The sequence below is a fragment of the Enterobacter cloacae complex sp. 397G4 genome, assembly GCF_050031515.1.
Lineage (GTDB): Bacteria > Pseudomonadota > Gammaproteobacteria > Enterobacterales > Enterobacteriaceae > Enterobacter > Enterobacter hormaechei_C.
The window spans coordinates 2,098,927-2,120,243 of sequence record NZ_JBLGWE010000001.1; the positions used below are offsets into that span (position 1 = coordinate 2,098,927).

The 21,317-nt window shown below is 54.1% G+C and carries 34 protein-coding genes; 28 read left to right on the top strand and 6 right to left on the bottom strand.

Going from position 1 to position 21,317, the window contains the following annotated elements; genetic code table 11:
* From ACQG1Y_RS10085 to ACQG1Y_RS10110, 6 genes are all read right to left on the bottom strand, one after another.
* Window positions 1-969, bottom strand: coding sequence for a hypothetical protein (locus ACQG1Y_RS10085; protein WP_426736739.1), 969 nt, complete (start codon window positions 967-969; stop codon window positions 1-3).
* 70 nt (window positions 970-1,039) lie between these two features.
* Entirely contained in the window at window positions 1,040-1,249 is a 210-nt protein-coding gene (locus ACQG1Y_RS10090) for a hypothetical protein (RefSeq protein ID WP_001514158.1), read from the bottom strand.
* Window positions 1,246-1,404 carry a hypothetical protein gene (locus ACQG1Y_RS10095; protein WP_286495073.1) on the bottom strand — a complete coding sequence of 53 codons (159 nt, stop codon included), beginning with the start codon at window positions 1,402-1,404 and terminating at the stop codon, window positions 1,246-1,248. The genes ACQG1Y_RS10090 and ACQG1Y_RS10095 overlap by 4 nt, the downstream gene beginning before the upstream one ends.
* A gap of 1 nt (window position 1,405) precedes the next feature.
* Complete coding sequence (locus tag ACQG1Y_RS10100; protein ID WP_426736740.1) at window positions 1,406-1,615, bottom strand: hypothetical protein; 210 nt, start codon at window positions 1,613-1,615, stop codon at window positions 1,406-1,408.
* Between the two features lie 145 nt (window positions 1,616-1,760).
* Window positions 1,761-1,949 carry a DUF551 domain-containing protein gene (locus ACQG1Y_RS10105; protein ID WP_426736741.1) on the bottom strand — a complete coding sequence of 63 codons (189 nt, stop codon included), beginning with the start codon at window positions 1,947-1,949 and terminating at the stop codon, window positions 1,761-1,763.
* A gap of 511 nt (window positions 1,950-2,460) precedes the next feature.
* Window positions 2,461-3,165, bottom strand: a complete 705-nt coding sequence (locus ACQG1Y_RS10110) for an XRE family transcriptional regulator (RefSeq protein ID WP_047345900.1) — start codon at window positions 3,163-3,165, stop codon at window positions 2,461-2,463.
* Between the two features lie 111 nt (window positions 3,166-3,276).
* Between ACQG1Y_RS10110 and ACQG1Y_RS10115 the strand changes: the two genes are divergently transcribed.
* The 28 genes from ACQG1Y_RS10115 (at window position 3,277) to ACQG1Y_RS10250 (ending at window position 21,311) form a co-directional block, all read left to right on the top strand.
* Window positions 3,277-3,504: a helix-turn-helix domain-containing protein gene (locus ACQG1Y_RS10115; RefSeq protein ID WP_045348771.1), complete on the top strand. Its 228-nt coding sequence runs from the start codon at window positions 3,277-3,279 to the stop codon at window positions 3,502-3,504.
* Between the two features lie 29 nt (window positions 3,505-3,533).
* Entirely contained in the window at window positions 3,534-4,079 is a 546-nt protein-coding gene (locus ACQG1Y_RS10120) for a toxin YdaT family protein (RefSeq protein WP_426736742.1), read from the top strand.
* Window positions 4,080-4,164: 85 nt separating this feature from the next.
* Window positions 4,165-5,064, top strand: coding sequence for a replication protein (locus ACQG1Y_RS10125; protein ID WP_426736743.1), 900 nt, complete (start codon window positions 4,165-4,167; stop codon window positions 5,062-5,064).
* Entirely contained in the window at window positions 5,061-5,750 is a 690-nt protein-coding gene (locus ACQG1Y_RS10130) for a replication protein P (protein ID WP_426736744.1), read from the top strand. Before ACQG1Y_RS10125 ends, ACQG1Y_RS10130 begins: the two co-directional genes overlap by 4 nt.
* A 1-nt stretch (window position 5,751) precedes the next feature.
* The gene (locus ACQG1Y_RS10135) at window positions 5,752-6,051 is read left to right on the top strand and encodes a protein ren (protein ID WP_426736745.1); all 300 of its coding nucleotides are present in this window, start codon (window positions 5,752-5,754) and stop codon (window positions 6,049-6,051) included.
* Window positions 6,048-6,245, top strand: coding sequence for a hypothetical protein (locus tag ACQG1Y_RS10140; protein ID WP_426736746.1), 198 nt, complete (start codon window positions 6,048-6,050; stop codon window positions 6,243-6,245). Before ACQG1Y_RS10135 ends, ACQG1Y_RS10140 begins: the two co-directional genes overlap by 4 nt.
* The gene (locus ACQG1Y_RS10145; RefSeq protein ID WP_426736747.1) at window positions 6,242-6,661 is read left to right on the top strand and encodes an ead/Ea22-like family protein; all 420 of its coding nucleotides are present in this window, start codon (window positions 6,242-6,244) and stop codon (window positions 6,659-6,661) included. Before ACQG1Y_RS10140 ends, ACQG1Y_RS10145 begins: the two co-directional genes overlap by 4 nt.
* A complete protein-coding gene (locus ACQG1Y_RS10150; protein WP_426736748.1) occupies window positions 6,658-7,389 on the top strand; it encodes a hypothetical protein in 732 nt (243 codons plus the stop codon). The genes ACQG1Y_RS10145 and ACQG1Y_RS10150 overlap by 4 nt, the downstream gene beginning before the upstream one ends.
* A gap of 420 nt (window positions 7,390-7,809) precedes the next feature.
* The gene (locus ACQG1Y_RS10155; RefSeq protein ID WP_045332562.1) at window positions 7,810-8,166 is read left to right on the top strand and encodes a hypothetical protein; all 357 of its coding nucleotides are present in this window, start codon (window positions 7,810-7,812) and stop codon (window positions 8,164-8,166) included.
* Between the two features lie 182 nt (window positions 8,167-8,348).
* Window positions 8,349-8,804, top strand: coding sequence for a YbcN family protein (locus ACQG1Y_RS10160; protein ID WP_414234571.1), 456 nt, complete (start codon window positions 8,349-8,351; stop codon window positions 8,802-8,804).
* Window positions 8,804-8,974, top strand: coding sequence for a NinE family protein (locus ACQG1Y_RS10165; protein ID WP_032680710.1), 171 nt, complete (start codon window positions 8,804-8,806; stop codon window positions 8,972-8,974). Before ACQG1Y_RS10160 ends, ACQG1Y_RS10165 begins: the two co-directional genes overlap by 1 nt.
* The gene (locus ACQG1Y_RS10170) at window positions 8,967-9,578 is read left to right on the top strand and encodes a recombination protein NinG (RefSeq protein ID WP_426736749.1); all 612 of its coding nucleotides are present in this window, start codon (window positions 8,967-8,969) and stop codon (window positions 9,576-9,578) included. Before ACQG1Y_RS10165 ends, ACQG1Y_RS10170 begins: the two co-directional genes overlap by 8 nt.
* Window positions 9,575-9,772 (top strand): Lar family restriction alleviation protein, encoded by a 198-nt coding sequence (locus ACQG1Y_RS10175; RefSeq protein WP_071524127.1) that lies wholly within the window; start codon window positions 9,575-9,577, stop codon window positions 9,770-9,772. Before ACQG1Y_RS10170 ends, ACQG1Y_RS10175 begins: the two co-directional genes overlap by 4 nt.
* Before the next feature lie 109 nt (window positions 9,773-9,881).
* Window positions 9,882-10,571 carry a bacteriophage antitermination protein Q gene (locus tag ACQG1Y_RS10180; protein ID WP_053520726.1) on the top strand — a complete coding sequence of 230 codons (690 nt, stop codon included), beginning with the start codon at window positions 9,882-9,884 and terminating at the stop codon, window positions 10,569-10,571.
* Between the two features lie 548 nt (window positions 10,572-11,119).
* Window positions 11,120-11,626 carry an HNH endonuclease gene (locus tag ACQG1Y_RS10185; RefSeq protein ID WP_426736750.1) on the top strand — a complete coding sequence of 169 codons (507 nt, stop codon included), beginning with the start codon at window positions 11,120-11,122 and terminating at the stop codon, window positions 11,624-11,626.
* A gap of 108 nt (window positions 11,627-11,734) precedes the next feature.
* Window positions 11,735-12,076, top strand: coding sequence for a phage holin, lambda family (locus ACQG1Y_RS10190; RefSeq protein WP_045332287.1), 342 nt, complete (start codon window positions 11,735-11,737; stop codon window positions 12,074-12,076).
* On the top strand, window positions 12,060-12,503 hold the full coding sequence (locus ACQG1Y_RS10195) for a lysozyme (RefSeq protein WP_426736751.1): 444 nt from the start codon (window positions 12,060-12,062) through the stop codon (window positions 12,501-12,503). Before ACQG1Y_RS10190 ends, ACQG1Y_RS10195 begins: the two co-directional genes overlap by 17 nt.
* Entirely contained in the window at window positions 12,500-12,973 is a 474-nt protein-coding gene (locus tag ACQG1Y_RS10200) for a lysis protein (RefSeq protein ID WP_426736752.1), read from the top strand. Before ACQG1Y_RS10195 ends, ACQG1Y_RS10200 begins: the two co-directional genes overlap by 4 nt.
* Before the next feature lie 83 nt (window positions 12,974-13,056).
* Entirely contained in the window at window positions 13,057-13,266 is a 210-nt protein-coding gene (locus tag ACQG1Y_RS10205; RefSeq protein ID WP_426736753.1) for a hypothetical protein, read from the top strand.
* Between the two features lie 146 nt (window positions 13,267-13,412).
* Window positions 13,413-13,616: a hypothetical protein gene (locus ACQG1Y_RS10210; RefSeq protein WP_047642428.1), complete on the top strand. Its 204-nt coding sequence runs from the start codon at window positions 13,413-13,415 to the stop codon at window positions 13,614-13,616.
* 3 nt (window positions 13,617-13,619) lie between these two features.
* On the top strand, window positions 13,620-14,258 hold the full coding sequence (locus ACQG1Y_RS10215; protein WP_426736754.1) for a putative metallopeptidase: 639 nt from the start codon (window positions 13,620-13,622) through the stop codon (window positions 14,256-14,258).
* A 32-nt stretch (window positions 14,259-14,290) separates the two neighbouring features.
* Window positions 14,291-14,770: a DUF2280 domain-containing protein gene (locus ACQG1Y_RS10220; RefSeq protein ID WP_252054216.1), complete on the top strand. Its 480-nt coding sequence runs from the start codon at window positions 14,291-14,293 to the stop codon at window positions 14,768-14,770.
* Window positions 14,757-16,235 (top strand): DNA-packaging protein, encoded by a 1,479-nt coding sequence (locus ACQG1Y_RS10225; protein WP_252054217.1) that lies wholly within the window; start codon window positions 14,757-14,759, stop codon window positions 16,233-16,235. Before ACQG1Y_RS10220 ends, ACQG1Y_RS10225 begins: the two co-directional genes overlap by 14 nt.
* Before the next feature lie 15 nt (window positions 16,236-16,250).
* The gene (locus ACQG1Y_RS10230; RefSeq protein WP_284955736.1) at window positions 16,251-17,603 is read left to right on the top strand and encodes an anti-CBASS protein Acb1 family protein; all 1,353 of its coding nucleotides are present in this window, start codon (window positions 16,251-16,253) and stop codon (window positions 17,601-17,603) included.
* The gene (locus ACQG1Y_RS10235) at window positions 17,557-18,486 is read left to right on the top strand and encodes a phage minor head protein (RefSeq protein ID WP_265453031.1); all 930 of its coding nucleotides are present in this window, start codon (window positions 17,557-17,559) and stop codon (window positions 18,484-18,486) included. The genes ACQG1Y_RS10230 and ACQG1Y_RS10235 overlap by 47 nt, the downstream gene beginning before the upstream one ends.
* 3 nt (window positions 18,487-18,489) lie before the next feature.
* Window positions 18,490-19,755 (top strand): hypothetical protein, encoded by a 1,266-nt coding sequence (locus ACQG1Y_RS10240; protein ID WP_058647979.1) that lies wholly within the window; start codon window positions 18,490-18,492, stop codon window positions 19,753-19,755.
* A 12-nt stretch (window positions 19,756-19,767) separates the two neighbouring features.
* On the top strand, window positions 19,768-20,217 hold the full coding sequence (locus ACQG1Y_RS10245) for a phage cement protein (RefSeq protein ID WP_032104699.1): 450 nt from the start codon (window positions 19,768-19,770) through the stop codon (window positions 20,215-20,217).
* 17 nt (window positions 20,218-20,234) lie between these two features.
* Window positions 20,235-21,311: a major capsid protein gene (locus tag ACQG1Y_RS10250; protein ID WP_409242798.1), complete on the top strand. Its 1,077-nt coding sequence runs from the start codon at window positions 20,235-20,237 to the stop codon at window positions 21,309-21,311.
* Window positions 21,312-21,317 lie beyond the last annotated feature (6 nt).

Below are 21,317 nucleotides of genomic sequence, written 5' to 3' on the forward strand. Positions count from 1 at the left end.
TCAATATTTGATGTGCGCGTCCTGCACTTTGCCGCCAGCGATCGCCAGCACTGCTTTCTGTGCGAATTCTTCTGGGATGCCCTGAGCAATCAGGTCTGCGTAGACACGACGGTTGACGGTGCGGCGGTGCTCTTTGTCAGCTGCGCGGCGCGCTTCTTCCTCCGCTTTACGCTGCTCTTCTTCCATACGGGCTTTTTCTTTCGCTTCAGCTTCACGCTTGATGCGATCAGCTTCTTCCTGGGCTTTGCGTTGCTCTGCGGAGATGGCTTCTTGTTTTTCGCGTTCTGCACGTTCAGCGTCTTCTTTGCGCTTACGCTCAGCGGCATCAGCGCGAGCTTTCTCATCAGCTTCGCGTCGAGCTGCAGCCTCAAGTTCCGCTTTATGCTTCTCTTCGGCTTCGCGCTTTGCTTTGTCAGCGGCTTCCTGCTTCAGTCGCTCGTCACGTTCACGCTGAGCCTGTTCTTCCTGGCGGCGCTTCTCTTCGCGGTCACGGTCGAAAGCGTCATTCATCAGCAGAGCCATTTCGTGGTCTGCCTCGATCTGCGCGGCGCGCTGTCGGTCGAACTCTTCGTTCATCTCCAGCGCTTCGGCGTGCAACGCGTTCATGGCTTCTTCAGCCTTGATGCGCTCCTGCACGGCTTCCCATTCGGTGAGTGGGCGGCGGGTGGCATCACGTAGCTCGTCGCAGGCATCAACGAAACGCTTAATTTCCGCCTCAGCAGGACGCACAGCCTCTTTCAGGCGCTTCAGGTACTCACGGCCTGGCTTTTCGATAGCCGTCTTACTGCGGGACACCTGCGCCGCCAGAGAGGCGACACGGTCACGGCCTTTCTTCGTGGACAGGTCCGGCACTTCGTTTACTGCCTGACGAATTTGCTCGAGATAAGCGTCAAGGCCTCCGGCTACGTAAAGCACAGGCGCCTGCTCCGGCTTGATTTCGATGACAGTTAAGTCCGTTACTGCGCTCATGGTTTCTCCTGAAATTTGGATGTACAGATCCCGCCCGCGTAATGCCAGGCCGATCGGTTGAATAGGGTGGTTAGTGCTGGATAGGGTTGCCGTGACCGTCCAGAAGGACGTCAATCACGCAGTCACTGAGGCGGATGATTTCTGCATCGGTGTGCAGGTATACCCATTTGCGCTCCTGAATGACTGCTGATACGCGATAGGTTCGGCCTTCATGCATTGCCATCATGCCGGGTGTTACGCACTGGCGAATGAGCGGGGTGGTGCCGTAGTGGTGCATCATACCTTCACCTCAACCTGTTCCAGGAGACCAGCCAGCTTCATGTGCCAGCGGTTCATTGTCAGCTTGTCGCGCGGGTTCGATACCGACGTCAGCTGCCACTCGTTATCGTTGAGCTTTTTGGCGGTGTACTGCTTGCCGTTGTGGGTGACTGTCATCTCACACCACCTTGAACAAGAACCAGCCCATACCGCACACGATCAGGCCCACAATGGTTATTGCGGAAGACATGCGTACATGGTCAATGGCTAGTTTTGAAAGTGGCTGGCGATGTTCTTTTTTCGTCAGCGAGTTGATTGCTATGCAGAGCAGAAACATCCCGACAAACCATAAGGCGTATATTTTTAAGCCAAACTCCAAATCACTCATAAATCCTCTTGGCCTTATCGCGGCGAACGGAACGGTTAATACAAGACTTCTGCGCTAATGGGCGGTGGATGGCCGCCGGTTGTCATAAATGGGCAGACTCGAAAATCTGCCTATGTATGGCCGATAAAAAACCCGCCGGAGCGGGTCATTCAGGGTGATTGAGCATTGCCCAATGCGTTACTTCCTGAGGTGCATAGCGCTTCTTAAATGCGCCGTTTGTGTAGATAAAAAAATCATCTTCCTGCAACTTTCCAAACTCATAATCACCATCAACAAAAAGCAGTAGCAGTCGATTTTTCAGCGGCTGCCTTTCACTACACTTAATCCACTCCATCGCCTTACCCTCTGTCGTTACCCGCTGATGCGGGAGAAATGCTTTGGCGCTGGCTCCCCACTTTCAAGCAGCAGGGAAGGCCGTCGTCGCCTTGGTGAGCCATTACCTCACCAACTAGCTGATAACCGTCTGCCAGCCCAAAACATTCCAGTTACGCACCATTGCCGCTCTCCCTGAGCCCGCCGGGCGTCCGACGCATGGTTTACTGTCGCGCCGTTCGACTGACCGAATCTCAACATCGCCGCTGGCTAACTTCGCTCAGCTGTCGATGTTTCGTTTCGATGGATTGATAATAGCGATGAGTATTGTTTATAGCAATACGTATTGATATTAAATAATAGCAATTGCTATTAAGGCGCTGATAGCTAAAGGAATTTATTTTGATATTTTTTCGAGTGATTGGGATTCAGATCGTATTTTCCTGCGGTGTGTATAGCTGTGATGAGTGGGCTTGCTGCGGGCAATAAAAAAACCCAGCACTATGGCTGGGTCTGATTTGTAGCTAGGTGTGTTAACCGTGTTTTCTGTAAGTCTGAGGCATGCTGCCAATCACCTTGCCAAACACGAGTATCCTATTCATTTCTTCTTTTTCGATCGGATCCCACGGGCGATAGGTCTGATTGTCGGAGATGACCAACAGCTTATCTTTCATCTTCTGGAGGCGTTTAACGTGGGATGTGTCGTCGTAGATAAAGGCGTAAATACCATCACCATCAAAGTGCTGAACACTGATGTCGACGAACAGTAAGTCGCCTGGCTCAATGGTTCCGGACATGCTGTCACCGCGAACATTGATGATTCTGATCTGCTCAGCCTTCCTGCCATTGAACATCCGGCGAGCGTCTTCGACTGAATATTCCACGGATCTAAGCACCTCTACAAATTCGCTGTTGATGGCTCCTGGCCCAGCGCTAACATAAAAGTCCAGCGCTTCAATGCGGAATGTGTCAGTAGGCGCCAGCTCTGTTTTTGGCTGCGAAATTGCGGGCATTTGACCATCGTCACGCATCGGTCCAACTCCGGTTGAAAGCCACTCAGAGCGAACGCCAAGCGCATTGGCGATCTCAACGATTTTAGTTGAGCCGCGGGCATTTCCGCTGGTCAGCCGCCAGATAGTGGGCTGAGCGACGCCAGACGCCTTAGCCAGAGCGCCCTGAGACATGCCAGATAGTTCCATTGCCTGATTAAGGCGTTCTGCAAGAGTTTCTTTTTTCATGAGTTTAAATTTATACGCTTGCGTATTGATGGTCAAAACACGTTTAGCTATTGCCTAAATCAATACGCATTGCTATTATCAATTCACACCAATACTCATAGGAATTGGAATATGACGAACAAAACCATCCAGCGCGCCATTGATATCGCTGGTAGCCAGAAGAAATTAGCCGACCTTTGCGGTGTGGCGCAGCCGACGGTATGGCGCTGGTTGCACGGTGGCGGAATTGATGCCCGCTACGTAATGAAGATTGTCACTGCAACCAACGGCAAGCTCAAACCAGCAGATATCCGTCCAGACCTCGCCCAGCTGCTTGGGGCGAATAACACAGCCGCTTAACGGCGGCCATAACCACGAAAGGGAAAGCAATGCATTCACTTGCGTATCAACAAGGTAACAAATTTTCGCCAACGGCGATGATTTACCAGAATCGCCGGGAACTTGATTCCAAGGCGTTAAACATCGATGGGATCCGTGCAGCTGTTCGCGCCTGGGCAGCTGATTGCCGCAGCCGTGAATTTGTCGCCGCGCTGATTGTGGAAGAGTGGCGGTCAACCGGCGGCACCGGGCTGGATATCCCGACTGACTCGCATCGCCAGATGCAGAAGGTTTTCCGCTGGATCGATGGCGACACCGAATACGCCGCCAACAACATTCGCCAGCTGACGCCCGCAATCATGTCCGTCCTGCCGCTTGAGTACCGCAACCGCCTGGCTCCGAAGAACGACACGATGTCGCTAATCGCCTCTGCGATGAAAGAGTGCGCCGAAGCTAAGCAGGCAGTGCTCCTGGACGCACCAGAGCATCAGAAGCTGAAAGAGGTAAGCGAGGGTATAGCGTCGCTGTTCCGCCTCATGCCGGAGCAGGTAGGCCCGCTGATGACTATGGTCACTTCGATGCTGGGGGTTATGTGAGAGGCACCAGAAAAGAAAAAGCCCTTGAAGCGGTAACTTCAAAGGCCCTTATCACACTGTGTTACGCCAAGTAACGGGAGTAATTATGGCAAACACCGCCAAAGTAATCAAATTCCCTGCGCAACAACCGGCGCAGCAGGAGAATCGCATGGCCGATCTGGAAAATGGCTATCTTCGCCTTGCTAACCAGATTCAGGATGCCCTGTGTTTCGTAGAGCTTTCGGGGCGTGAATTCCGCGTGCTGAATGCTATTGTTCGCCTGACGTATGGCTGGTCCAAAAAAGAAGACAGGATCACCAACAGTCTCATTGCTGATAAAACCAGGCTGGCCGTTAAGCACGTTTCTGAAGCTGTGCTCAGCCTGGCTTATCGCAACATCATCAAGATGCGCAGAATCGGGCAGACACGTTACATCGGGATTAACACGCTCCTGGATAGCTGGGCTTACACAAAGCCAAAATGTGCAAAGTGCCCGGTCAGTTTCCCGGTCGCTGAAGTTGTAACGCAGGTTATTACCATCCCTGAAATCGGGGATAGCAAAATCACCCAACAAACCATCCCTGAAAACAGGGATAACCATCCCCAAAAACAGGGAGAGGTATCCCTGAAAACAGGGAACACCAAAGACATTCTTCCAAAGACAAATATAAAAACTAATACCCCCTCTAATCCCCCAAGGGGGAAGGACAAGTTTGATCCGCTCAGTGTTGACGTTCCTGAGTGGCTAAATCAAACCGCATGGCAGGAATGGGTTGCCTACCGCAAGCAGTCTGGCAAGCCAATCAAAACTGAGCTGACCGTCATGAAGGCATTCAAGCTGCTGAAAGAGTGCCTGGAAGACGGACATAACCCGGTGGGCGTGATCAACACCAGTATTGCTAACGGATATCAGGGGCTGTTTAAGCCGAAGTTCTCTGTCAAACCAGCCGCCAAGCCGGATCTGGACTTCAACAACACTGACTGGGCCTATGAGGTGATGCGATGAAATCTCTTGGGGAACAAATGCGTAACCACGACCGCGAGCAGATGAGCCGTATGGCCCATAACCTGCCAGAGCAGTACCAGGAGCGCGCGCCGGTAGAGCAGGTAGCTCAGGTATTCAACAAGCTGTTTAACGAGCTACGAGCCGCGTTCCCGGCCAGCATGGCTAACTTCCGAACTCAGGACGACCTGAACGAATTTCGCCGTCAGTGGCTGCTGGCTTTTCAGGAGAACGGTATCCACTCAATGGCGCAGGTCGATGCCGGAATGCGCATTGCCCGCCGACAGGAGCGCCCATTCCTGCCGTCGCCGGGTCAGTTCGTCGCCTGGTGCAAACAGAGTGGTGGAGTGCTGGGCATCACCGTTGACCAGGTGATCGCCGAATACTGGGACTGGCGTAACCGTTCGTTCGAATTCACCTCCAGTGAGCAATTCCCCTGGTCGCAGCCGGTCATGTACCACATCTGCGTAGAACTACGCCACCGCAGCACAGAGCGCCAGTTGACTCATGGTGAGCTGGCGCGTGACGCGGGCGACCTGCTGGACATGTGGGAGAGGCGTGTCACCGATGGTAAGCCAGTGCCGCCGGTACGCCGGGCAATAGCGGCACCGGCTGCCGATCACGGTCCGACGCCGATCCAGCTGCTGCTGGCCAAGTACAACCGCAACAAGTCGAACGGGATGGTGTGAGATGAATGGCAAACAGGCAATTCTGCGTTATCTCGAAACGCACCGCACCTTCACCGCGAAGGATGTGGCCACAGAGTGCGGTATGACCATCAACTGCATCACGAAGAACGCTCTCGATCTGGAAAAGTCTCGAAAAATTATCCGGGTGAGCAAGGTCTGGCGAACGGTGACTTATCGCCTGGCCACGCCGGAAGAGCAGGACGGCACCGCGCGCAGCTGCACCAACGGAATATTTCAGGAATGCCGCAACAGCGCGGCGATGAAGCGAGTATTGATGGTTTGGGGGAGGGTAGGGGTATGAAAATCGAAGATGTCAAAAACGTAGCGGTGTTCTTCAATTTGAACGGCAAGACAGTAACGTTACGAATGGATGCTGAGCAGAAGCGGATCGTCGCATTAATGGCGCTGAACACGGCTGATGCTAGAGCAGAACTGATTGAAGTGCCGCACATGACTTTACCTGCAGACCCAGCCATGGAGGAGGCCGTCCAATGAGCAACATCGACAAACAGGCGCTGCGCCAATTAGCCACGGCTTTAGATGGTGATGACTGGCACGCTGAAGGGAATAGTGTTTATGGCGGTCGTTACGATGTAGGTGACAATGTTTGCTATGACCACATCGCGAGCTGCGAATCTGTTAATGGGGAAAGCCATCTAGCTGACTTCATAGCCGCAGCCAACCCTGCCATCGTGCTGGCGCTGCTGGATGAGCTGGAAGCCAAAGACAAGCGGATTGCTGAGCTGGAGGCGCGGGAGGTTGTACTTCCACAGCGCTATAGCATGTTGCATCGCGTCGATTTCGATGAGCCGTATCACACGGAAATGGTTTACAAGCAGCATCAGGTGCTTGAGGCACTGCACGATGCTGGAGTCAACGCCGCCGCAGCCGGTAAAGGAGCAGCATCATGATTACCCTTACCAAAGAATGGCTCCTGAAGACCATCGCGGAGCTTGAAGAAGAGCGCGATGCTGTGCCAGGCGCAGTAAACGAAGATGCGGCGATGGCGCTCGCTGCGATGAAGCTGGCGCTGGCATCGCTCGAAGCGGAGCCTGCTATTCACCGCTGGCGTCGAGTGACCGTTGAACCATATGGCCCTTATCCTTGGCATTACGGTACTTTTATCGGCTTCTCAAAACCCGTTGAGGGCATTGAGGACGAGTATTATTACTCTGCCCCTCCAGCGCCGGTATCTGTGCTGGACATAACTGCGCTGGATAACCTTGCTGGAGAAATGCTGAACCATGCGATGAATTGCGAAAGGAGAGTCGCTGTAGCCTATACGCACTGTGCGCATCGACTTGCTGAGGAGGTAAGAGACTTACGCGCCGCCATGCTTCAGGGTGCCGAAAACGCCGAGTCGACCACCACCATGCAGACCAAGCCAGCTCTGGATTCTTCGCCAAAAATTGCCGAGTCGACCAGCGGCAACTCTACGGTGATTCCGGATGGTTGGGTGGCGGTGCCAGTTGAGCCGACAGAAGACATGATCGTCAATGGGTTCGAATCAGAGCCAGATGAGAGCTTTAGCGATGAGAAGGAATGGGAAGTATACGAAGCAATGAGCGGATGCCAGCAAGCGGCGCACCGGGCGAAGTTATGCTGGGCGGCGATGATTTCAGCGGCACCTAAGATCTGAAAAAAACCATATGTTGTATAGTTGAATCTTTAGACGAACGCCTGTTTAATAGTTTTATCCCCGCGAGAGATCCAGAAAGGAGGGCCTTATTTTGTCCGAGTTTTTGTATTCCCCCGCATGCCGCTGCAGAGCGCAACATCTGAGTGTCTGACCAGGGGATGGAACAAGATTGGATAGTGGGCAAAGAGTGGCGACGGAGGCTGTGCCGATGTCTACCAGTTCACCCTGGGGGTGTTCAGCTCTTGCCTTCAGTGTTGCGATTGAAGGTTAACCCATGAAAACCCGAGAGGTCAGACAACCAATTTGCCAGAGGAGCATGCCCGGATCGATTCCGGCCAGCCAACCGAAAGCGATGCGAAAAAGCATAAACTCGGCCCTCCAGTCGCCTACGTAAAACGGTTTACTTAAAACGGCAACTCCATGGATACCTTACTTGTATGGATGGTAGAACGCCTGCATGAGTGGCAAAAAAATAAGTCCGAACTCAGGCTGAAAGCTATCAAGGGATTAACCAATGCAATTTCGCCTACAGTTGTATACACAGAAAAACTGAGACGTGGTGAGCCAAACGACACGGAACAGGAAGAGCATCTTTATAGGCTTTGGTATGAAGCATCATCTGATGTTATTGATTATGATCGCGATCTGGCTAAGAGATGTTTAGAAAAGTCAGAGTACTGGCTTAACTCGAAGTTTTACAACACAGATAAAGTTAAAGAATTAAATATTTCCTTGGTTGGCATGAAAGCCACTCTTGAACAAATCAAACATAACTAATAATTTTGATTTTCCATAATCATCCAGCCATAATCATGTCATCGGAGCCTGAACAACTCCGGTGACTTCTGCGCATTTAAGGGGACTTAAATGCGACCACAATCTGAACTCCTCACCTTGTCACAGATGCAGAAATGCACCTGCGATTTTCTGCATTCTGCGGTTTCCGTTAAGGAGGCCGTATGGTTCTCCCAGTAGACGGCATCAAACTCCATCGCGGCAACTTCGCGGCCATCGGCCAGCAGATTCAGCCATTACTGGATGCCGGGCAATGCTTCCGCCTTCAGGTTAAGCCGTGGCGCGAGAAGCGCAGCCTGTCGCAGAACGCCCTCAGCCACATGTGGTACACGGAAATCAGCGAGTACCTCATCGCCCGCGGCAAGACCTTCGCTACGTCTGAGTGGGTCAAAGACGCGATGAAGCACACCTATCTCGGCTACGAAAGCAAAGACCGGGTAGATGTCGTGTCCGGCGAGGTTACCACGGTCCAATCCCTCCGCCATACGTCAGAGCTGGAAACCGGCGAGATGTACATCTTCCTGTGCAAAGTCGAAGCCTGGGCGATGAATATCGGCTGCCACCTGACCATCCCGCAGAGCTGTGAATATCAGCAGCTGCGCGATAAGCAGGAGGCATGATGTCTACTCCACTCTCTCGCGTCATCACAAACGAAATCTTCCGCGTTCCGGCGCGCCGCCAGCCTAAGCCCGCGGTTAAGCCGTCCGACATCCCGACTATGAAAGACTACACCGCCCGCCTGGTGGATCAGAAATGGCTGCGTCTCGCGGCGAGGAGAACGCATGGCTAAGTTACCGCGCCGCAAGTGCGCCCATAAAGCCTGTCGCCAGTGGTTCCACCCGGTACGCGACGGGCAGGTAGTTTGCTCATTCGAGTGCGCCAGCGCGATCGGCAAAGAACAGACGGCAAAAGCCCGTGAAGCCGCCAAGCAGAAGGAAGCGCAGCGTCAGCGCACCGAAGAGAAGGCGGGACGCCAGCGGCGCGCTGCACGTCGCAATGAACTGAAGCCGATCCGTCACTGGGTGCAGATGACTCAGCGTGCCTTCAACGACTGGCGTCGCGAAATGCTGCTGGCCGCCGGGCACGGCTGTATCTCCTGCGGAACCAAGACCGCTTTTGCCTGGCATGCCGGGCATTATCGCACCACGGCCGCCGCACCACAACTTCGCTTTAACCCGGACAATATCTGGCTCCAGTGCTCCGCGTGCAACGTTCACAAATCCGGGAACATCGAGGCGTACCGTTCCGCGCTGGTCGATCTGATCGGCGAAGAACGCGTGCTGGCGCTGGAATCCAACAACGAAACCCATCGATACACACGTGAAGAACTGGACGGCATACGCGCCAAGGCCAGGGCAGACCTTCGCGCGCTGAAACAGCGGGAGGCCGCATGATTTACGACCTCAAGCTTCCGCATTGGGCTTCACTTCTTAACTGCCCATTCTGTGGTGGTGAGGCAGAACTGGTTGCCGATGGTGATGGTGTTTATGCCGGATGCGCAACTAAGCAGTGCCTAATTAAGCCAATAACCGACACATATCCAACAAAACGCGATGCGATTCGTGCGTGGAATCGGAGGCCATCATGACCAGAGAGCAGATTGTCAGATACCAGGCCGAAAGCGTTAAGCGCGCCAGCATGCTACCAGTAGCAAAGCACAGCCAGACCAAAACCAACCAGCCACAGAAGGAAGCCGCATGAACAGTCAGCAACTGGAATACGTACGTCAGCAGCTCATTGTGGCGACCGCAGATTTGAGCGGGGCGACGAAAGGGCAGCTGGTAGCTTTCGCCGAGAACGCGCAATTCACCGCGACGGCGCGCAGCCGGGGCCGGAAGAAAATCACCGATCCGGTCACCGGCCGAAAAGTTAACCCTGATGGCCCGGCGATGAGCGGCAGTCAGTCCCGCGCTAAGGGATCTTCTATCGCGCTTGTCAGCCCGGCAGAATTCGTGACAGCATCATGGCGCCGCGCTGTCCTGTCGCTGGATGACCACCAGAAAGCTTGGCTGCTGTGGAACTACAGCGAGAATATCCGCTTCGAGTACCAGGTAGCGATCACCCAGTGGGCGTGGGCGGAGTTCCGGGAACAGCTGGGCGCGAAGAAGGTGGCTGGCAAGACGATGGGGCGCCTGAAAAAGCTAATCTGGCTGGCGGCGCAGGACGTCAAAGCGGAGCTGGCGGGTAAGGATGTGTATCAGCACCAGGATCTGGCTGCTCTGTGTGGCGTTAAACCTGATAACTGGTGCCATAACTACGCCGACTACTGGCGGGTCATGTGCACCATCTTTAAGCGGCTTGATGACGATTCGCTTCTCTGCACTGTGAGAACACGATCACAACAAAAGGCGACTTTTTCGCAGCAGGGTATTGCAAAAGTCAATTAAATAGCATACATTTCATGTAAATCTGATATCGTCGCCATAGCTTTAATTGTCGACACAAAGAATTTAAGCCCGAGGTTAACGCCTTGGGCTTTTTCGTATCTGCACAACAGGAAAGAGCATTGGCGTGAAGGGCTCATAACCCAACCCACGCAGCAGCATGGAGTTGGCGCGAAGTGCTCAGTGCTCTGTCCGTTGTGGTGAATGCGCAGGCTGATGCGCTAGAGACGGCACCCCCTTAATGAGGACTGCGCTATCTCTGGAGAAAAGTCTTGGGGCACACGATGCCAGAGAAAGCCGGAGTTCAGCACCGGCCACCACAAACCAAACCCACTGCCTGGGACCCTTCGGCCATAGAGCCGGCATTGCCTTACCCCCATATTGCCCGCCTGTCGCGGGCTTTTTTTTATTCAGCGCACCGCAATGCGCCTCTAACCACGTCGAACCAAACCCTTTGAAATGAGCCTTTGAGGAAGTCAGTTAGTGCTGGCGAGCCTCGACGGGCTGATTTCCTGTGCGGCAAAGGTTCATCTCAAAGAAAGGTACACGCCATGTTAAAAGATCCTTCCAAGGAAGAGATTGAAAAACACTTCTTTTGCGACCCAGATGTCGGGAGCATTGTCAGGATAGCCAACTCAAGTACAGCAAAGGCTGGGGAAAACCCAATTTATGTTAACAATTGTGGTTACCACATGGTCAGCGCGCTGGGTCATAGGCTTGGCCTCCACCGAATAGTCTGGATCGTAGCGAAAGGCTATATCCCTGAAGGTATGGAAATTGACCATATCAACGGTGACAAGAGCGACAACAGAATTACTAATCTGCGCCTTTGTACGCCAACACAGAATAGGCAAAACAAGACCAAATATAAAAACAACAAATCTGGCTTTAAGGGTGTCCATTTTGAATCCTCTCCACGGATTAAAAGACCATGGCGAGCAAGGATTGTTGTTAATAAAAAGGCTATCAGCTTGGGAAACTTTATGACCAAGCACGAGGCTCATGAGGCCTATCAAGAAGCAGCCAAAAAATACTTTGGCGAATTCAACAGGCCATAACTCCAGACTCCGGGAACCATCCTCGACATGCCTTCTTGTTAAATCATCCCGAGGGCCTGACCCCTTTCAAACACACAGCCCCCGCTTTTAAGCCGGAGGTTAGAGACTATGAAAATGCATAACGATCCCCACTCCTGGACGGAGTTTATCGAACTACTCCACAGCTGGTGGCGTGGCGAAACGCCGATGGGTGCCGTCTTGCTATCGGTTGCCATGGCCGCATTGAGAATCGCTTACGGCGGTGGCGGCTGGAAGAAAATGATTCTTGAAGGAGCAATCTGCGGAGCTCTAACCCTTACCGCTGTGTCGGCTCTTGATTACTTCAACCTCCCACAGTCCCTGTCGATTGCCATCGGTGGCGCGCTCGGGTTTGTTGGTGTAGAGCAGGTTAAAGTTATGGCTTCCCGGGTGTTTAATTCTCGCTTTGGAGGCGGTGATGCAAACCAGTGATAAAGGCATTGCCCTGATCAAGCAGTTCGAAGGCTGCAAACTCACAGCGTACCAGGACAGCGTCGGAGTGTGGACGATCGGATACGGATGGACTCAGCCTGTCGACGGCAAACCGATCCGAGCCGGGATGACGATTAAGCAGGAAACTGCAGAACGCCTGCTGAAGACCGGGCTGGTCAGCTATGAAAACGACGTGTCCCGCCTGGTCAAAGTTGACCTGACTCAGGGGCAATTCGATGCTCTGGTGTCGTTCACTTACAACCTCGGCGCCCGGTCACTGTCGACATCGACCCTTCTGCGAAAACTCAACGCCGGTGATTACGCTGGCGCTGCCGATGAGTTCCTGCGCTGGAACAAAGCTGGCGGCAAAGTCCTGAATGGACTCACCCGTCGCCGGGAGGCGGAGCGCGCTCTGTTCCTGTCATGATTGGCGCGCTGGTTAAACGTTACTGGATGCAGTTGCTGGTGCTGGCGTTAATCGGCGTGCTGGCTTTCTTCGTGAACCACTACCGCGACAACGCCATCACCTACAAAGACCAGCGCGACAAAGCCAATAAACAGCTAAGCCTTGCGACCGCCACCATCAAAGATATGCAGGTGCGCCAGCGTGATGTCGCTGCGCTGGATGCCAAATACACGAAGGAATTGTCCGATGCGAAAAAAACCATTAACGATTTGCGTCGGGATGTCGATTCTGGCGCTAAACGGCTGCGCATCGCCGCAACCTGCCCTGGAGTGTCAAAAGCCACCTCCGCCACCGGCGTGGATGATGCAGGAGCCCCCGAACTTACTCCAGACGCTCGACGGAATTATTTCGATCACCGGGACGGAATCGCAACCGCTGACAAAATGATTCACGGCATGCAGGACTACATCAAAGAGCAGTGCTTAAAGTGAGGTAATCATGGCATTAGAAGGCAGTCAAAACCCATCCAAGTTCCGTGAGGAATTGGATAAGCAGACCGAAGGGAAATAGCTCAATGGGTACTTTAATCAAGGGCTGGAAAGTAATGCTCCTGACCAAGGAAGGACACGATTCTGGAAATCCACCTCAGCAGGTCGGCTGGCAGAGCAGCAATGAGCCAGACATTCGCGATGGGGTGCTGATTATTAAAAATGGACTGGACACCCACGGTGTGCCCCTCAGCATCATTCACGGCTTCAGCATCGAAGCTGTAAAGGCCGAATGACATTACAGAAGCTCTTCACTGAGGGGCTTCGATAATGATCTGTGTAACCCCGCAAGGATGGTGATCACATCTTGCTGACGGGTAAGCCGTAAGTGGCTAAGCACTTCTGAGAAGCAGGGCAACAGCTGCGACACGTGGAGAACGAAATGGCTACCGTTTACAGAATCACAATCACCAAAAAATCCAAAGAGTCTTTTACGGGGCTCATGACCCGCAGCCAGCCTGAGATCGTCAATGGCTATGTCGCTCTGGCAATGGATGACGGCAAATGGCGCTACTTCAGCCAGGACAGCATTGATGACTTCCTGTTTGAGCCTGTAGAGCAGCCAGCAGAACAAACGACGGAGTAATCCATGGCTAACGATGACGAACGCAGGCCATATCCGCCAGTTAACTTCATCGACTCCGAGAGCTGGCAGCCATACACCCGGCTCATTCCCGCAAATGAAGTGCATGAGTGGGTAAGCCGCCAAATCCTCAGCGATTCCGGCAGCATCCATAACCCTGACCACGAACACCTGTTAGAGTCTGACCTCTGCTTCATGTGGGCGTCTGACTCATTCGCTAAGAAAGGGCGCTTAGTCCTCGGTCAGGCCGAGCAGGTGATGCTCCGGGCCGGTGGTTGGCAGAAAGCCAGAATGGAACAGCAGATGTATGAATGGTTCGGGCGAATCCCGAAGTTCATCATCACCCTGGCAGCCGATTACTGCTCACAATGCAGTGACCTCGAGTTCTGCGCACTGGTGGAGCATGAGCTTTACCATATTGCCCAGGCCACCGATGATTTTGGCGCGCCTAAGTTCAACAAAGAGACAGGGCAGCCAGTGCTAACTCTGCGCGGCCACGACGTCGAAGAATTCACTGGTGTCGTACGTCGATACGGTGCCAGCAAAGAAGTACAGGAGCTCGTTGATGCGGCCAACTCGCCAGCAGAAGTGGCTCACATCGATATAGCCAGGTCATGCGGGACGTGCATGCTAAAACTGGCCTAACAATATGACTGATTATGACAGGCAGGTAATCTATGGCGACACTGAAAGGTGAGGTCAAAGCCTTCATCGTTCAGTCTCTTGCCTGCTTCGATACTCCATCTCATGTGGTTGAGCTGGTCAAAAAAGAATTTGGCCTGAGCATCACACGTCAGCAGGTCGAATCTCACGACCCGACGAAAGCAAACGGCAGGGGGCTGGCGCAGAAGTGGGTGGACATGTTCAATGCCACCCGCGAGCGATTCCAGAATGAAATCTCCGATATTCCGATCGCTAACAAGGCATACCGACTCCGCGTTCTCGACCGTATGGCAACGCGCGCCGAGGGCATGAAGAACCTCGCGCTTACGGCAGAGATTATCGAGCAGGCGGCGAAGGAATGCGGCGATGCCTACACCAATAAGCACAAGTTTGAACATTCCGGCCCGAATGGTGGTGCCATCCAGACGATCACCATGAGCAAAGAGGAATACAAATCCGCACGGCAGGAGATGATGGAGGATGACGACTGCTGAGCAAAGGGCATTTGCCCGTAAGGTTGAATGCGAAGAGGACGGGCTCTATTACGCTCGTTACTTCTTCAAGCAGCGCACCGGCGGAAAGATGATTGTCGCGCCTCACCACAAGGTGATTCAGCAAACGCTGGACCGCGTCATTGATGGTGAGATTCAACGCCTGATCATCAACGTACCGCCTGGCTACACGAAAACGGAACTGGCGACCATCAATATGATGGGCCGAGGGCTGGCGCTGAACTGCCGGGCTCGCTTTATGCATCTGTCCTATTCGCACAACCTTGCACTGCTGAACTCCTCAACCGCGCGCGGCATGATTAAGTCGCAGGCCTACCAGTCGATGTGGCCGATGGCGCTGCGCGATGACGCTGACAGCAAGGCCATGTGGTGGACTGAGCACGGCGGCGGCGTTTATGCGTCGTCAGCTGCTGGACAGGTTACCGGCTTTCGTGCCGGACACATGGAGCCGGGCTGGCAGGGCGCGCTGATTATCGATGACCCGGTAAAGCCTGATGACGCTTACTCTGAGATCGTCCGCGACGGGGTCAACAACCGTTTTAACGAGACAATCAAATCACGACTGGCGATCGAGACGACGCCGATGATTGTCATCATGCAGCGGATCCATTACCACGACCTGAGCGGCTATCTGCTGCGTGGCGGGAGTGGAGAGAAATGGCATCACCTGAATCTGCCGGTGATTATCGACAATAGTCAGCCATACGCAGCGCAGTACCCTGAAAACTCACACGCTATACCGATTGACCATGGCTTACCTGACGGCTGGCTGTGGCCTTTTAAGCATAATGAATCGCATCGTATATCGCTGTTCTCGCACCGGCGCACCGCAGAAGCCCAGTATATGCAGAAGCCTCGCAGGTTTAATGCAGAAGGCGCTCTGTGGACAGAGGAGATGATCAGCGCGGCACGCGAACTGCAAATTCATCACGATAAGGTTCGCACTGTCGTAGCCATTGACCCGCAGGCAACAAACAGCGACGAAAGCGATGAAACAGGCATTGTCACTGCCAGCTCATATGGTTCCGGTGACAAAAAGCAGTTCTCTGTGGATGGCGATTACAGCGGCAAATATTCACCTGCTGGATGGGCCAAGAAAGCCATATCGGCTTATGAGCAACACGAAGCTGACGCGATAGTTATTGAGACGAACCAGGGCGGAGATATGGCGGAGGAGACACTACGCAACGCCGGGTTCAAGGGTCGCATCATTCGTGTCCATGCCAGCAAAGGTAAGTATGCCCGCGCGGAGCCGATATCGGCGCTCTACGAACAGGGGAGAGTGGCAAATCACGGCAATCTCTACGTATTGGAGAACCAGCTGATGGAATACATCCCCGCCACCGCGAAGAAATCACCTGACCGCCTCGATGCGATGGTTTACGCACTGACTGAACTGAATGGATCGCAACCTGTGGGGATGATGATTCCGAAACGCCTTCGCTAACCAAACGGACAAACCATGACTGACAAATTAACTCTCGCCGTCAACCATGCGTTGAACGATGCGCGGATGGCGCGCGCCCGTATGGGGCTGATGGCGCCAACGATGGGGCTGGATAATAAGCGCCATTCCGCATGGTGCGAATATGGATTCCCTGAGCAGGTAACCTACGAAAACCTCTATGCCCTGTACCGCCGTGGCGGTATCGCTCACGGTGCAGTTGAGAAGCTAGTGGGCAAGTGCTGGCAGACGAACCCGGAAATCATCGAGGGTGACGATGCCGACGAGAGCGAAAACGAAACCGCCTGGGAAAACAAGTCAAAGCAGGTATTCAACAACCGGTTCTGGCGTTCATTTGCCGAGGCGGATCGCCGTCGCCTTGTCGGTCGTTATGCAGGCATCCTTCTGCACGTCCGCGATGAAAAAGACTGGAACCTTCCGGTTACCAAAGGGCGAGGGTTGCAGAAGGTTTCCGTGGCATGGGCCGGATCGCTAACGGTGAGCGAGTGGGACACTGGGCTGAACTCGAAGACTTACGGTCAGCCGAAAATGTGGCAGTACGCCGAACGCTTGCCGAATGGTTCAAGTCGCCGCGTCAATATCCACCCCGATCGCGTTTTCATCCTTGGTGATTACTCAGACGATGCTATTGGCTTCCTTGAGCCAGCTTATAACGCCTTTGTGAGCCTGGAGAAGGTAGAGGGCGGGTCTGGTGAGTCATTCCTGAAGAACGCCGCTCGCCAGTTAGCACTTAGTTTCGACAAGGAAATCGACTTTGGCAGCATTGCATCTATGTACGGCGTTAAAGTAGATGAGTTGCAGGATAAATTTAATGACGCTGCTCGCGAGATGAATCGCGGCAATGATGTGCTGCTTTCGTTCCAGGGGGCAAGCGTAACATCCTTGGTTTCACCGGTGTCTGACCCTTCGCCGACGTACAACGTAAACCTGCAAACTGCTGCTGCCGGGGTGGATATTCCGACGCGAATCCTGGTCGGAAACCAACAGGCCGAGCGCTCCAGTACTGAAGACCAGAAATATTTCAATGCCCGCTGTCAGTCTCGCAGGGGGGAATTGTCCTTCGAAATAGAGGACTTCTGCGACAAGCTCATTGAGCTGCAGGTTATCGATGCTGTGGTCCAGAAGGCAGTCGTTTGGGATGACCTGAGCGCGCAAAGCGACTCCGAGAAACTTGATGCAGCCATCAAGATGGCGCAGATCAATAGTGCTTCAATCGCTACTGGCGAGCAGCCATTTACGGGAGAAGAAATCCGTACAGTGGCTGGGTATGAGGGATCTCCTGAGCCACTTCCAGAGGTAGATGATGACGAAGAAGAAAGCGAAGTCACCGATACTACCCGGAAACCTTAAAGATCCGACAGGCGCTGACCGCCTTGAGCGCGGAGCAATGAACGAGTTCGCCAGGCGAATGAAACGCATTGGCAAAGCCTACAAGGACATTCTCGACCGCATTCCTGCATCACCATCAGTAAACCAGCGTTATACCTTCGACCTCGATTCCACACAGTTATCAATGCTACTCAGCAATGCCTCATTGCTGGTGGATGAGATTTTGGGTGCAGATAACGAGACGGGGTTCTGGTTCTGGGATGATTACGTCAACCCGGCGTATCAACGCGGCACGGCGCAGGAGTTCGCCAATCTGTCACAGCAGTCTGCCGTGTACGCGGCAGGACAGGAAAGCATATCGACAATCCTCCAGAGTGAGCCGTACCGGCGCAGGCTGATTCTGGTTCGGGCGCGTACCTTCGAGGAAATGAAGAACCTCAGCGCCACTGTGAAAGCCGACATGGCGAGGATACTGACCGATGGGCTTGGGCGCGGACAGAACCCGCTGGAAATAGCGAAACGCATCACTGAGCAGACGGGAATTGAGTCTCGTCGGGCTAATCGTATTGCCCGGACTGAGATTACCACCGCGCTGCGCCGCGCGCGCCTGGACGAGGACGATGAAGCCAGGGAGCAATATGGCATTCGGACAAAGCAGATGCACATTTCAGCACTCAGTCCTACGACCCGTAGCACGCATGCCGCGCGCCACGCCCACCTGTACACCGCAGAAGAACAGCGGGAGTGGTGGGCTAAGGACGCAAACAGTGTGAACTGCAAATGCTCCACGATCGCCGTTATGGTCGATGAAAGTGGCAATCCTATAAGCGAATCCATCGTCGAAAAAGCTAAGAAAGTCTTTAACACAATGAAAGCCCGTGGCTACCAATGGGCTAAGGGTTAACACATGCCAATGCAGGTCAACATCACCACTAAGGTGAACAGCCAGTCTATCCGGCGCGAAACATACAACGGGCGTGAGCATCTTGTGTTGCCGAGCTATACGCTGCCGGCGAACGTCGTCATGAATGGCGGGCTGTACACAGAAGATGAAATCAACGCGCACTATCAGGGGCTGGAAGGCACTCTTGCGCCTCTGGGGCATCCTCAGGTTAACGGCCAGTTCGTGTCTGCATTCTCTCCTGAAGGGCTTTGCACCGGATTCGTAGGCGCGTGGAACCGCAACGTTAAAAAGTCCGGCAATCGGATCTACGTAGAGAAATGGGTGGATGTGGCCCGCGCTGAAGAGTCGGAAGGCGGGCGAGAGCTGCTTGAGCGAGTAGCAGCTATAGAGCGTGGCGATGACGTACCGCCCATTCATACCAGCGTGGCCGCTTTCCTCGACCAGCTTGAACCGAACGAACAGCAACGCGCTACCGGCGCAGACTGGGTGGCGAAAATTCACAGCATGGACCACGACGCGATCCTGCTGCACGAAGTTGGAGCCGCTACGCCGGAGCAGGGCGTTGGCCTGATGGTTAACGCAGATCTGGCGCAGCCGCTTAAGGCGAACTCCGGCGCGCTGGTGGGTGAATCCTACCGGGAGCGCGAACAGCGTCTCGATCGCGCAGCCAAAGCGAAGTTTGCGGCGGGCACGGATGAATACGCCTGGGTTGCTGACTTCACTGACTCGCAAGCGGTAATCATCCGCAATGGGGGCACCGCTGAGGTGTTTGGCTACAAGTCGGAGGGCGGAGTTATCACCTTCGACGATAGCGGCACCGCAGTAGCGCGCCAGGAATCGTGGGTGGCCGTCGTGGCCAACAAATTCAAAGCTCTATTCACACCGCAGGAACAGCCTGCACCAAACCACAAAACGGAGGGCGACATGCCTTTAACCAAAGAAGAACTGGAACAAATCGGCAGCATGATCGGCCAGGCTGTTGCGACCAACACGGAAGCGGCTATTAAGCCTCTCGCGGAGAAGGTTGATGCGCTACAGGCAAACCATCAGCAACTGGCAGACACCCTCACGGCGAATTCCCGCGCTGAAGAGAAAGCAAAGCGTGAAGCTGTAGCCGCCAAGCATGGCGATATCGTCGCTAACGCACTTTCAGGCGATGCGCTGGATGCGATGTTCAAGACGCTGGGCGAAGCTGCACCGCTGGGCACCAACAATGCTCAGCAGCACAAAGAAACCGGCGCACCTGCCGCAGACGAACACTTCAAGTAAGGAGCCGGAATAATGCCTCGTTATCGTCGCGTTAATATCGACGGTCAGTCTCTGTACAAGACCGAAACCCGCACTACGGCCGCCGCGCTGCTTCCGGGCACCGCCGCAACCATCAACTCATCCGATAAATTCGCTCAGGCCACCGCGCTAACCGGCCGCCTGTACATCATCGATGTCGGTTATCACCAGGGATTAACCATCACCGAATCAATCCCTGCCGGGGATTCGGCAGTAGGTAACTACGTCGAAGAAGGTCGTGAGCTGGCGCTGCGCTGCCTGCCTGGTGCGTATAAAAAAGACAGCCCGATCAAGCTGGGCACTGCCGGTCAGTTTACCCTGGCAACCGATGACACTGATTCAGTGATCGGATACAGCCAGGATGAATACACCATCGCGGCCAGCACCACCGACTTCATCCGCGTGCGCATGCGCGTTGGCACTGCCGCCGCAGCTGGCGCGTAACAAAAGGACAAAAACATATGTACTTCTCAAAAGAGACGCTGGCGACTAACTCCCGCCTTGGCGGGCACTGGAGTGAGCTGTGGGCAAACCGCAACATGTGGAACCTACAGAACGATTCCATCATTGCAGCTAACCGCGCGATGATGACTGCTGACATGCTGGCCTGTAACGCAGTTGGCGGTTTCTCCCGTGACTTCTGGGCTGAGATTGACAACCAGGTGCTGCAACTGAGGGATCAGGAAGTTGGCATGGAAATCGTGAACGACCTGATCGGCGTTCAGACGGTGCTGTCGGTCGGTAAAACCGCCAAGCTGTATAACGTGGTTGGCGACATCGCTGATGACGTGTCAGTAAGCATCGATGGCCAGGCGCCGTTCTCCTTCGACCACACTGACTACGCGAGCGACGGTGACCCGATTCCGGTGTTCACTGCTGGCTACGGTGTTAACTGGCGTCATGCTGCTGGCCTTAACTCTGTAGGCATTGATCTGGTGCTGGATTCGCAGATGGCGAAGATGCGCAAGTTCAACCAGAAGCGCGTTAACTACTACCTCAACGGCGATTCAAAAATTCAGGTTCAGTCTTACCCGGCGCAGGGCATTAAGAACCACCGCAACACCAAGAAGATTAACCTCGGTTCCGGTGCTGGTGGCGCGAATATCGACCTTACTACTGCCGATATGACCGCGCTCTTTGCGTTCTTCGGTAAAGGCGCATTCGGTACTACCGCCCGCACGAACAAAGTCGCCGCATACGATGTAATGTGGGTTTCCCCGGAAATCTGGGCAAACCTCGCGCAGCCTTACGTGGTGAATGGCGTTGTAAGCGGCACTGTATTGCAGGCGGTTCTGCCGTTCGCGCCGGTGAAAGAAATCCGCATGAGCTTCGCGCTGACCGGTAACGAGTTTATCGCGTACGTTCGTCGCCGTGACGTGATCTCTCCACTGGTGGGTATGGCCGTAGGTGTTGTTCCGCTGCCGCGCCCACTGCCTAACGTTAACTACAACTTCCAGATCATGTCTGCTGAAGGTCTGCAAATTACCGCAGACGATCAGGGCCTGTCCGGCGTTGTCTACGGCGCTAACCTGGCGTAAGGAAAC

Excerpts from the sequence above, each read along its gene's own strand:
- ACQG1Y_RS10085 (WP_426736739.1), bottom strand. The coding sequence starts at position 969 with ATGAGCGCAGTAACGGACTTAACTGTCATCGAAATCAAGCCGGAGCAG.
- ACQG1Y_RS10090 (WP_001514158.1), bottom strand. The coding sequence starts at position 1,249 with ATGATGCACCACTACGGCACCACCCCGCTCATTCGCCAGTGCGTAACA.
- ACQG1Y_RS10095 (WP_286495073.1), bottom strand. The coding sequence starts at position 1,404 with ATGACAGTCACCCACAACGGCAAGCAGTACACCGCCAAAAAGCTCAAC.
- ACQG1Y_RS10100 (WP_426736740.1), bottom strand. The coding sequence starts at position 1,615 with ATGAGTGATTTGGAGTTTGGCTTAAAAATATACGCCTTATGGTTTGTC.
- ACQG1Y_RS10105 (WP_426736741.1), bottom strand. The coding sequence starts at position 1,949 with ATGGAGTGGATTAAGTGTAGTGAAAGGCAGCCGCTGAAAAATCGACTG.
- ACQG1Y_RS10110 (WP_047345900.1), bottom strand. The coding sequence starts at position 3,165 with ATGAAAAAAGAAACTCTTGCAGAACGCCTTAATCAGGCAATGGAACTA.
- ACQG1Y_RS10115 (WP_045348771.1), top strand. The coding sequence starts at position 3,277 with ATGACGAACAAAACCATCCAGCGCGCCATTGATATCGCTGGTAGCCAG.
- ACQG1Y_RS10120 (WP_426736742.1), top strand. The coding sequence starts at position 3,534 with ATGCATTCACTTGCGTATCAACAAGGTAACAAATTTTCGCCAACGGCG.
- ACQG1Y_RS10125 (WP_426736743.1), top strand. The coding sequence starts at position 4,165 with ATGGCAAACACCGCCAAAGTAATCAAATTCCCTGCGCAACAACCGGCG.
- ACQG1Y_RS10130 (WP_426736744.1), top strand. The coding sequence starts at position 5,061 with ATGAAATCTCTTGGGGAACAAATGCGTAACCACGACCGCGAGCAGATG.
- ACQG1Y_RS10135 (WP_426736745.1), top strand. The coding sequence starts at position 5,752 with ATGAATGGCAAACAGGCAATTCTGCGTTATCTCGAAACGCACCGCACC.
- ACQG1Y_RS10140 (WP_426736746.1), top strand. The coding sequence starts at position 6,048 with ATGAAAATCGAAGATGTCAAAAACGTAGCGGTGTTCTTCAATTTGAAC.
- ACQG1Y_RS10145 (WP_426736747.1), top strand. The coding sequence starts at position 6,242 with ATGAGCAACATCGACAAACAGGCGCTGCGCCAATTAGCCACGGCTTTA.
- ACQG1Y_RS10150 (WP_426736748.1), top strand. The coding sequence starts at position 6,658 with ATGATTACCCTTACCAAAGAATGGCTCCTGAAGACCATCGCGGAGCTT.
- ACQG1Y_RS10155 (WP_045332562.1), top strand. The coding sequence starts at position 7,810 with ATGGATACCTTACTTGTATGGATGGTAGAACGCCTGCATGAGTGGCAA.
- ACQG1Y_RS10160 (WP_414234571.1), top strand. The coding sequence starts at position 8,349 with ATGGTTCTCCCAGTAGACGGCATCAAACTCCATCGCGGCAACTTCGCG.
- ACQG1Y_RS10165 (WP_032680710.1), top strand. The coding sequence starts at position 8,804 with ATGTCTACTCCACTCTCTCGCGTCATCACAAACGAAATCTTCCGCGTT.
- ACQG1Y_RS10170 (WP_426736749.1), top strand. The coding sequence starts at position 8,967 with ATGGCTAAGTTACCGCGCCGCAAGTGCGCCCATAAAGCCTGTCGCCAG.
- ACQG1Y_RS10175 (WP_071524127.1), top strand. The coding sequence starts at position 9,575 with ATGATTTACGACCTCAAGCTTCCGCATTGGGCTTCACTTCTTAACTGC.
- ACQG1Y_RS10180 (WP_053520726.1), top strand. The coding sequence starts at position 9,882 with ATGAACAGTCAGCAACTGGAATACGTACGTCAGCAGCTCATTGTGGCG.
- ACQG1Y_RS10185 (WP_426736750.1), top strand. The coding sequence starts at position 11,120 with ATGTTAAAAGATCCTTCCAAGGAAGAGATTGAAAAACACTTCTTTTGC.
- ACQG1Y_RS10190 (WP_045332287.1), top strand. The coding sequence starts at position 11,735 with ATGAAAATGCATAACGATCCCCACTCCTGGACGGAGTTTATCGAACTA.
- ACQG1Y_RS10200 (WP_426736752.1), top strand. The coding sequence starts at position 12,500 with ATGATTGGCGCGCTGGTTAAACGTTACTGGATGCAGTTGCTGGTGCTG.
- ACQG1Y_RS10205 (WP_426736753.1), top strand. The coding sequence starts at position 13,057 with ATGGGTACTTTAATCAAGGGCTGGAAAGTAATGCTCCTGACCAAGGAA.
- ACQG1Y_RS10210 (WP_047642428.1), top strand. The coding sequence starts at position 13,413 with ATGGCTACCGTTTACAGAATCACAATCACCAAAAAATCCAAAGAGTCT.
- ACQG1Y_RS10215 (WP_426736754.1), top strand. The coding sequence starts at position 13,620 with ATGGCTAACGATGACGAACGCAGGCCATATCCGCCAGTTAACTTCATC.
- ACQG1Y_RS10220 (WP_252054216.1), top strand. The coding sequence starts at position 14,291 with ATGGCGACACTGAAAGGTGAGGTCAAAGCCTTCATCGTTCAGTCTCTT.
- ACQG1Y_RS10225 (WP_252054217.1), top strand. The coding sequence starts at position 14,757 with ATGACGACTGCTGAGCAAAGGGCATTTGCCCGTAAGGTTGAATGCGAA.
- ACQG1Y_RS10230 (WP_284955736.1), top strand. The coding sequence starts at position 16,251 with ATGACTGACAAATTAACTCTCGCCGTCAACCATGCGTTGAACGATGCG.
- ACQG1Y_RS10235 (WP_265453031.1), top strand. The coding sequence starts at position 17,557 with ATGACGAAGAAGAAAGCGAAGTCACCGATACTACCCGGAAACCTTAAA.
- ACQG1Y_RS10240 (WP_058647979.1), top strand. The coding sequence starts at position 18,490 with ATGCCAATGCAGGTCAACATCACCACTAAGGTGAACAGCCAGTCTATC.
- ACQG1Y_RS10245 (WP_032104699.1), top strand. The coding sequence starts at position 19,768 with ATGCCTCGTTATCGTCGCGTTAATATCGACGGTCAGTCTCTGTACAAG.
- ACQG1Y_RS10250 (WP_409242798.1), top strand. The coding sequence starts at position 20,235 with ATGTACTTCTCAAAAGAGACGCTGGCGACTAACTCCCGCCTTGGCGGG.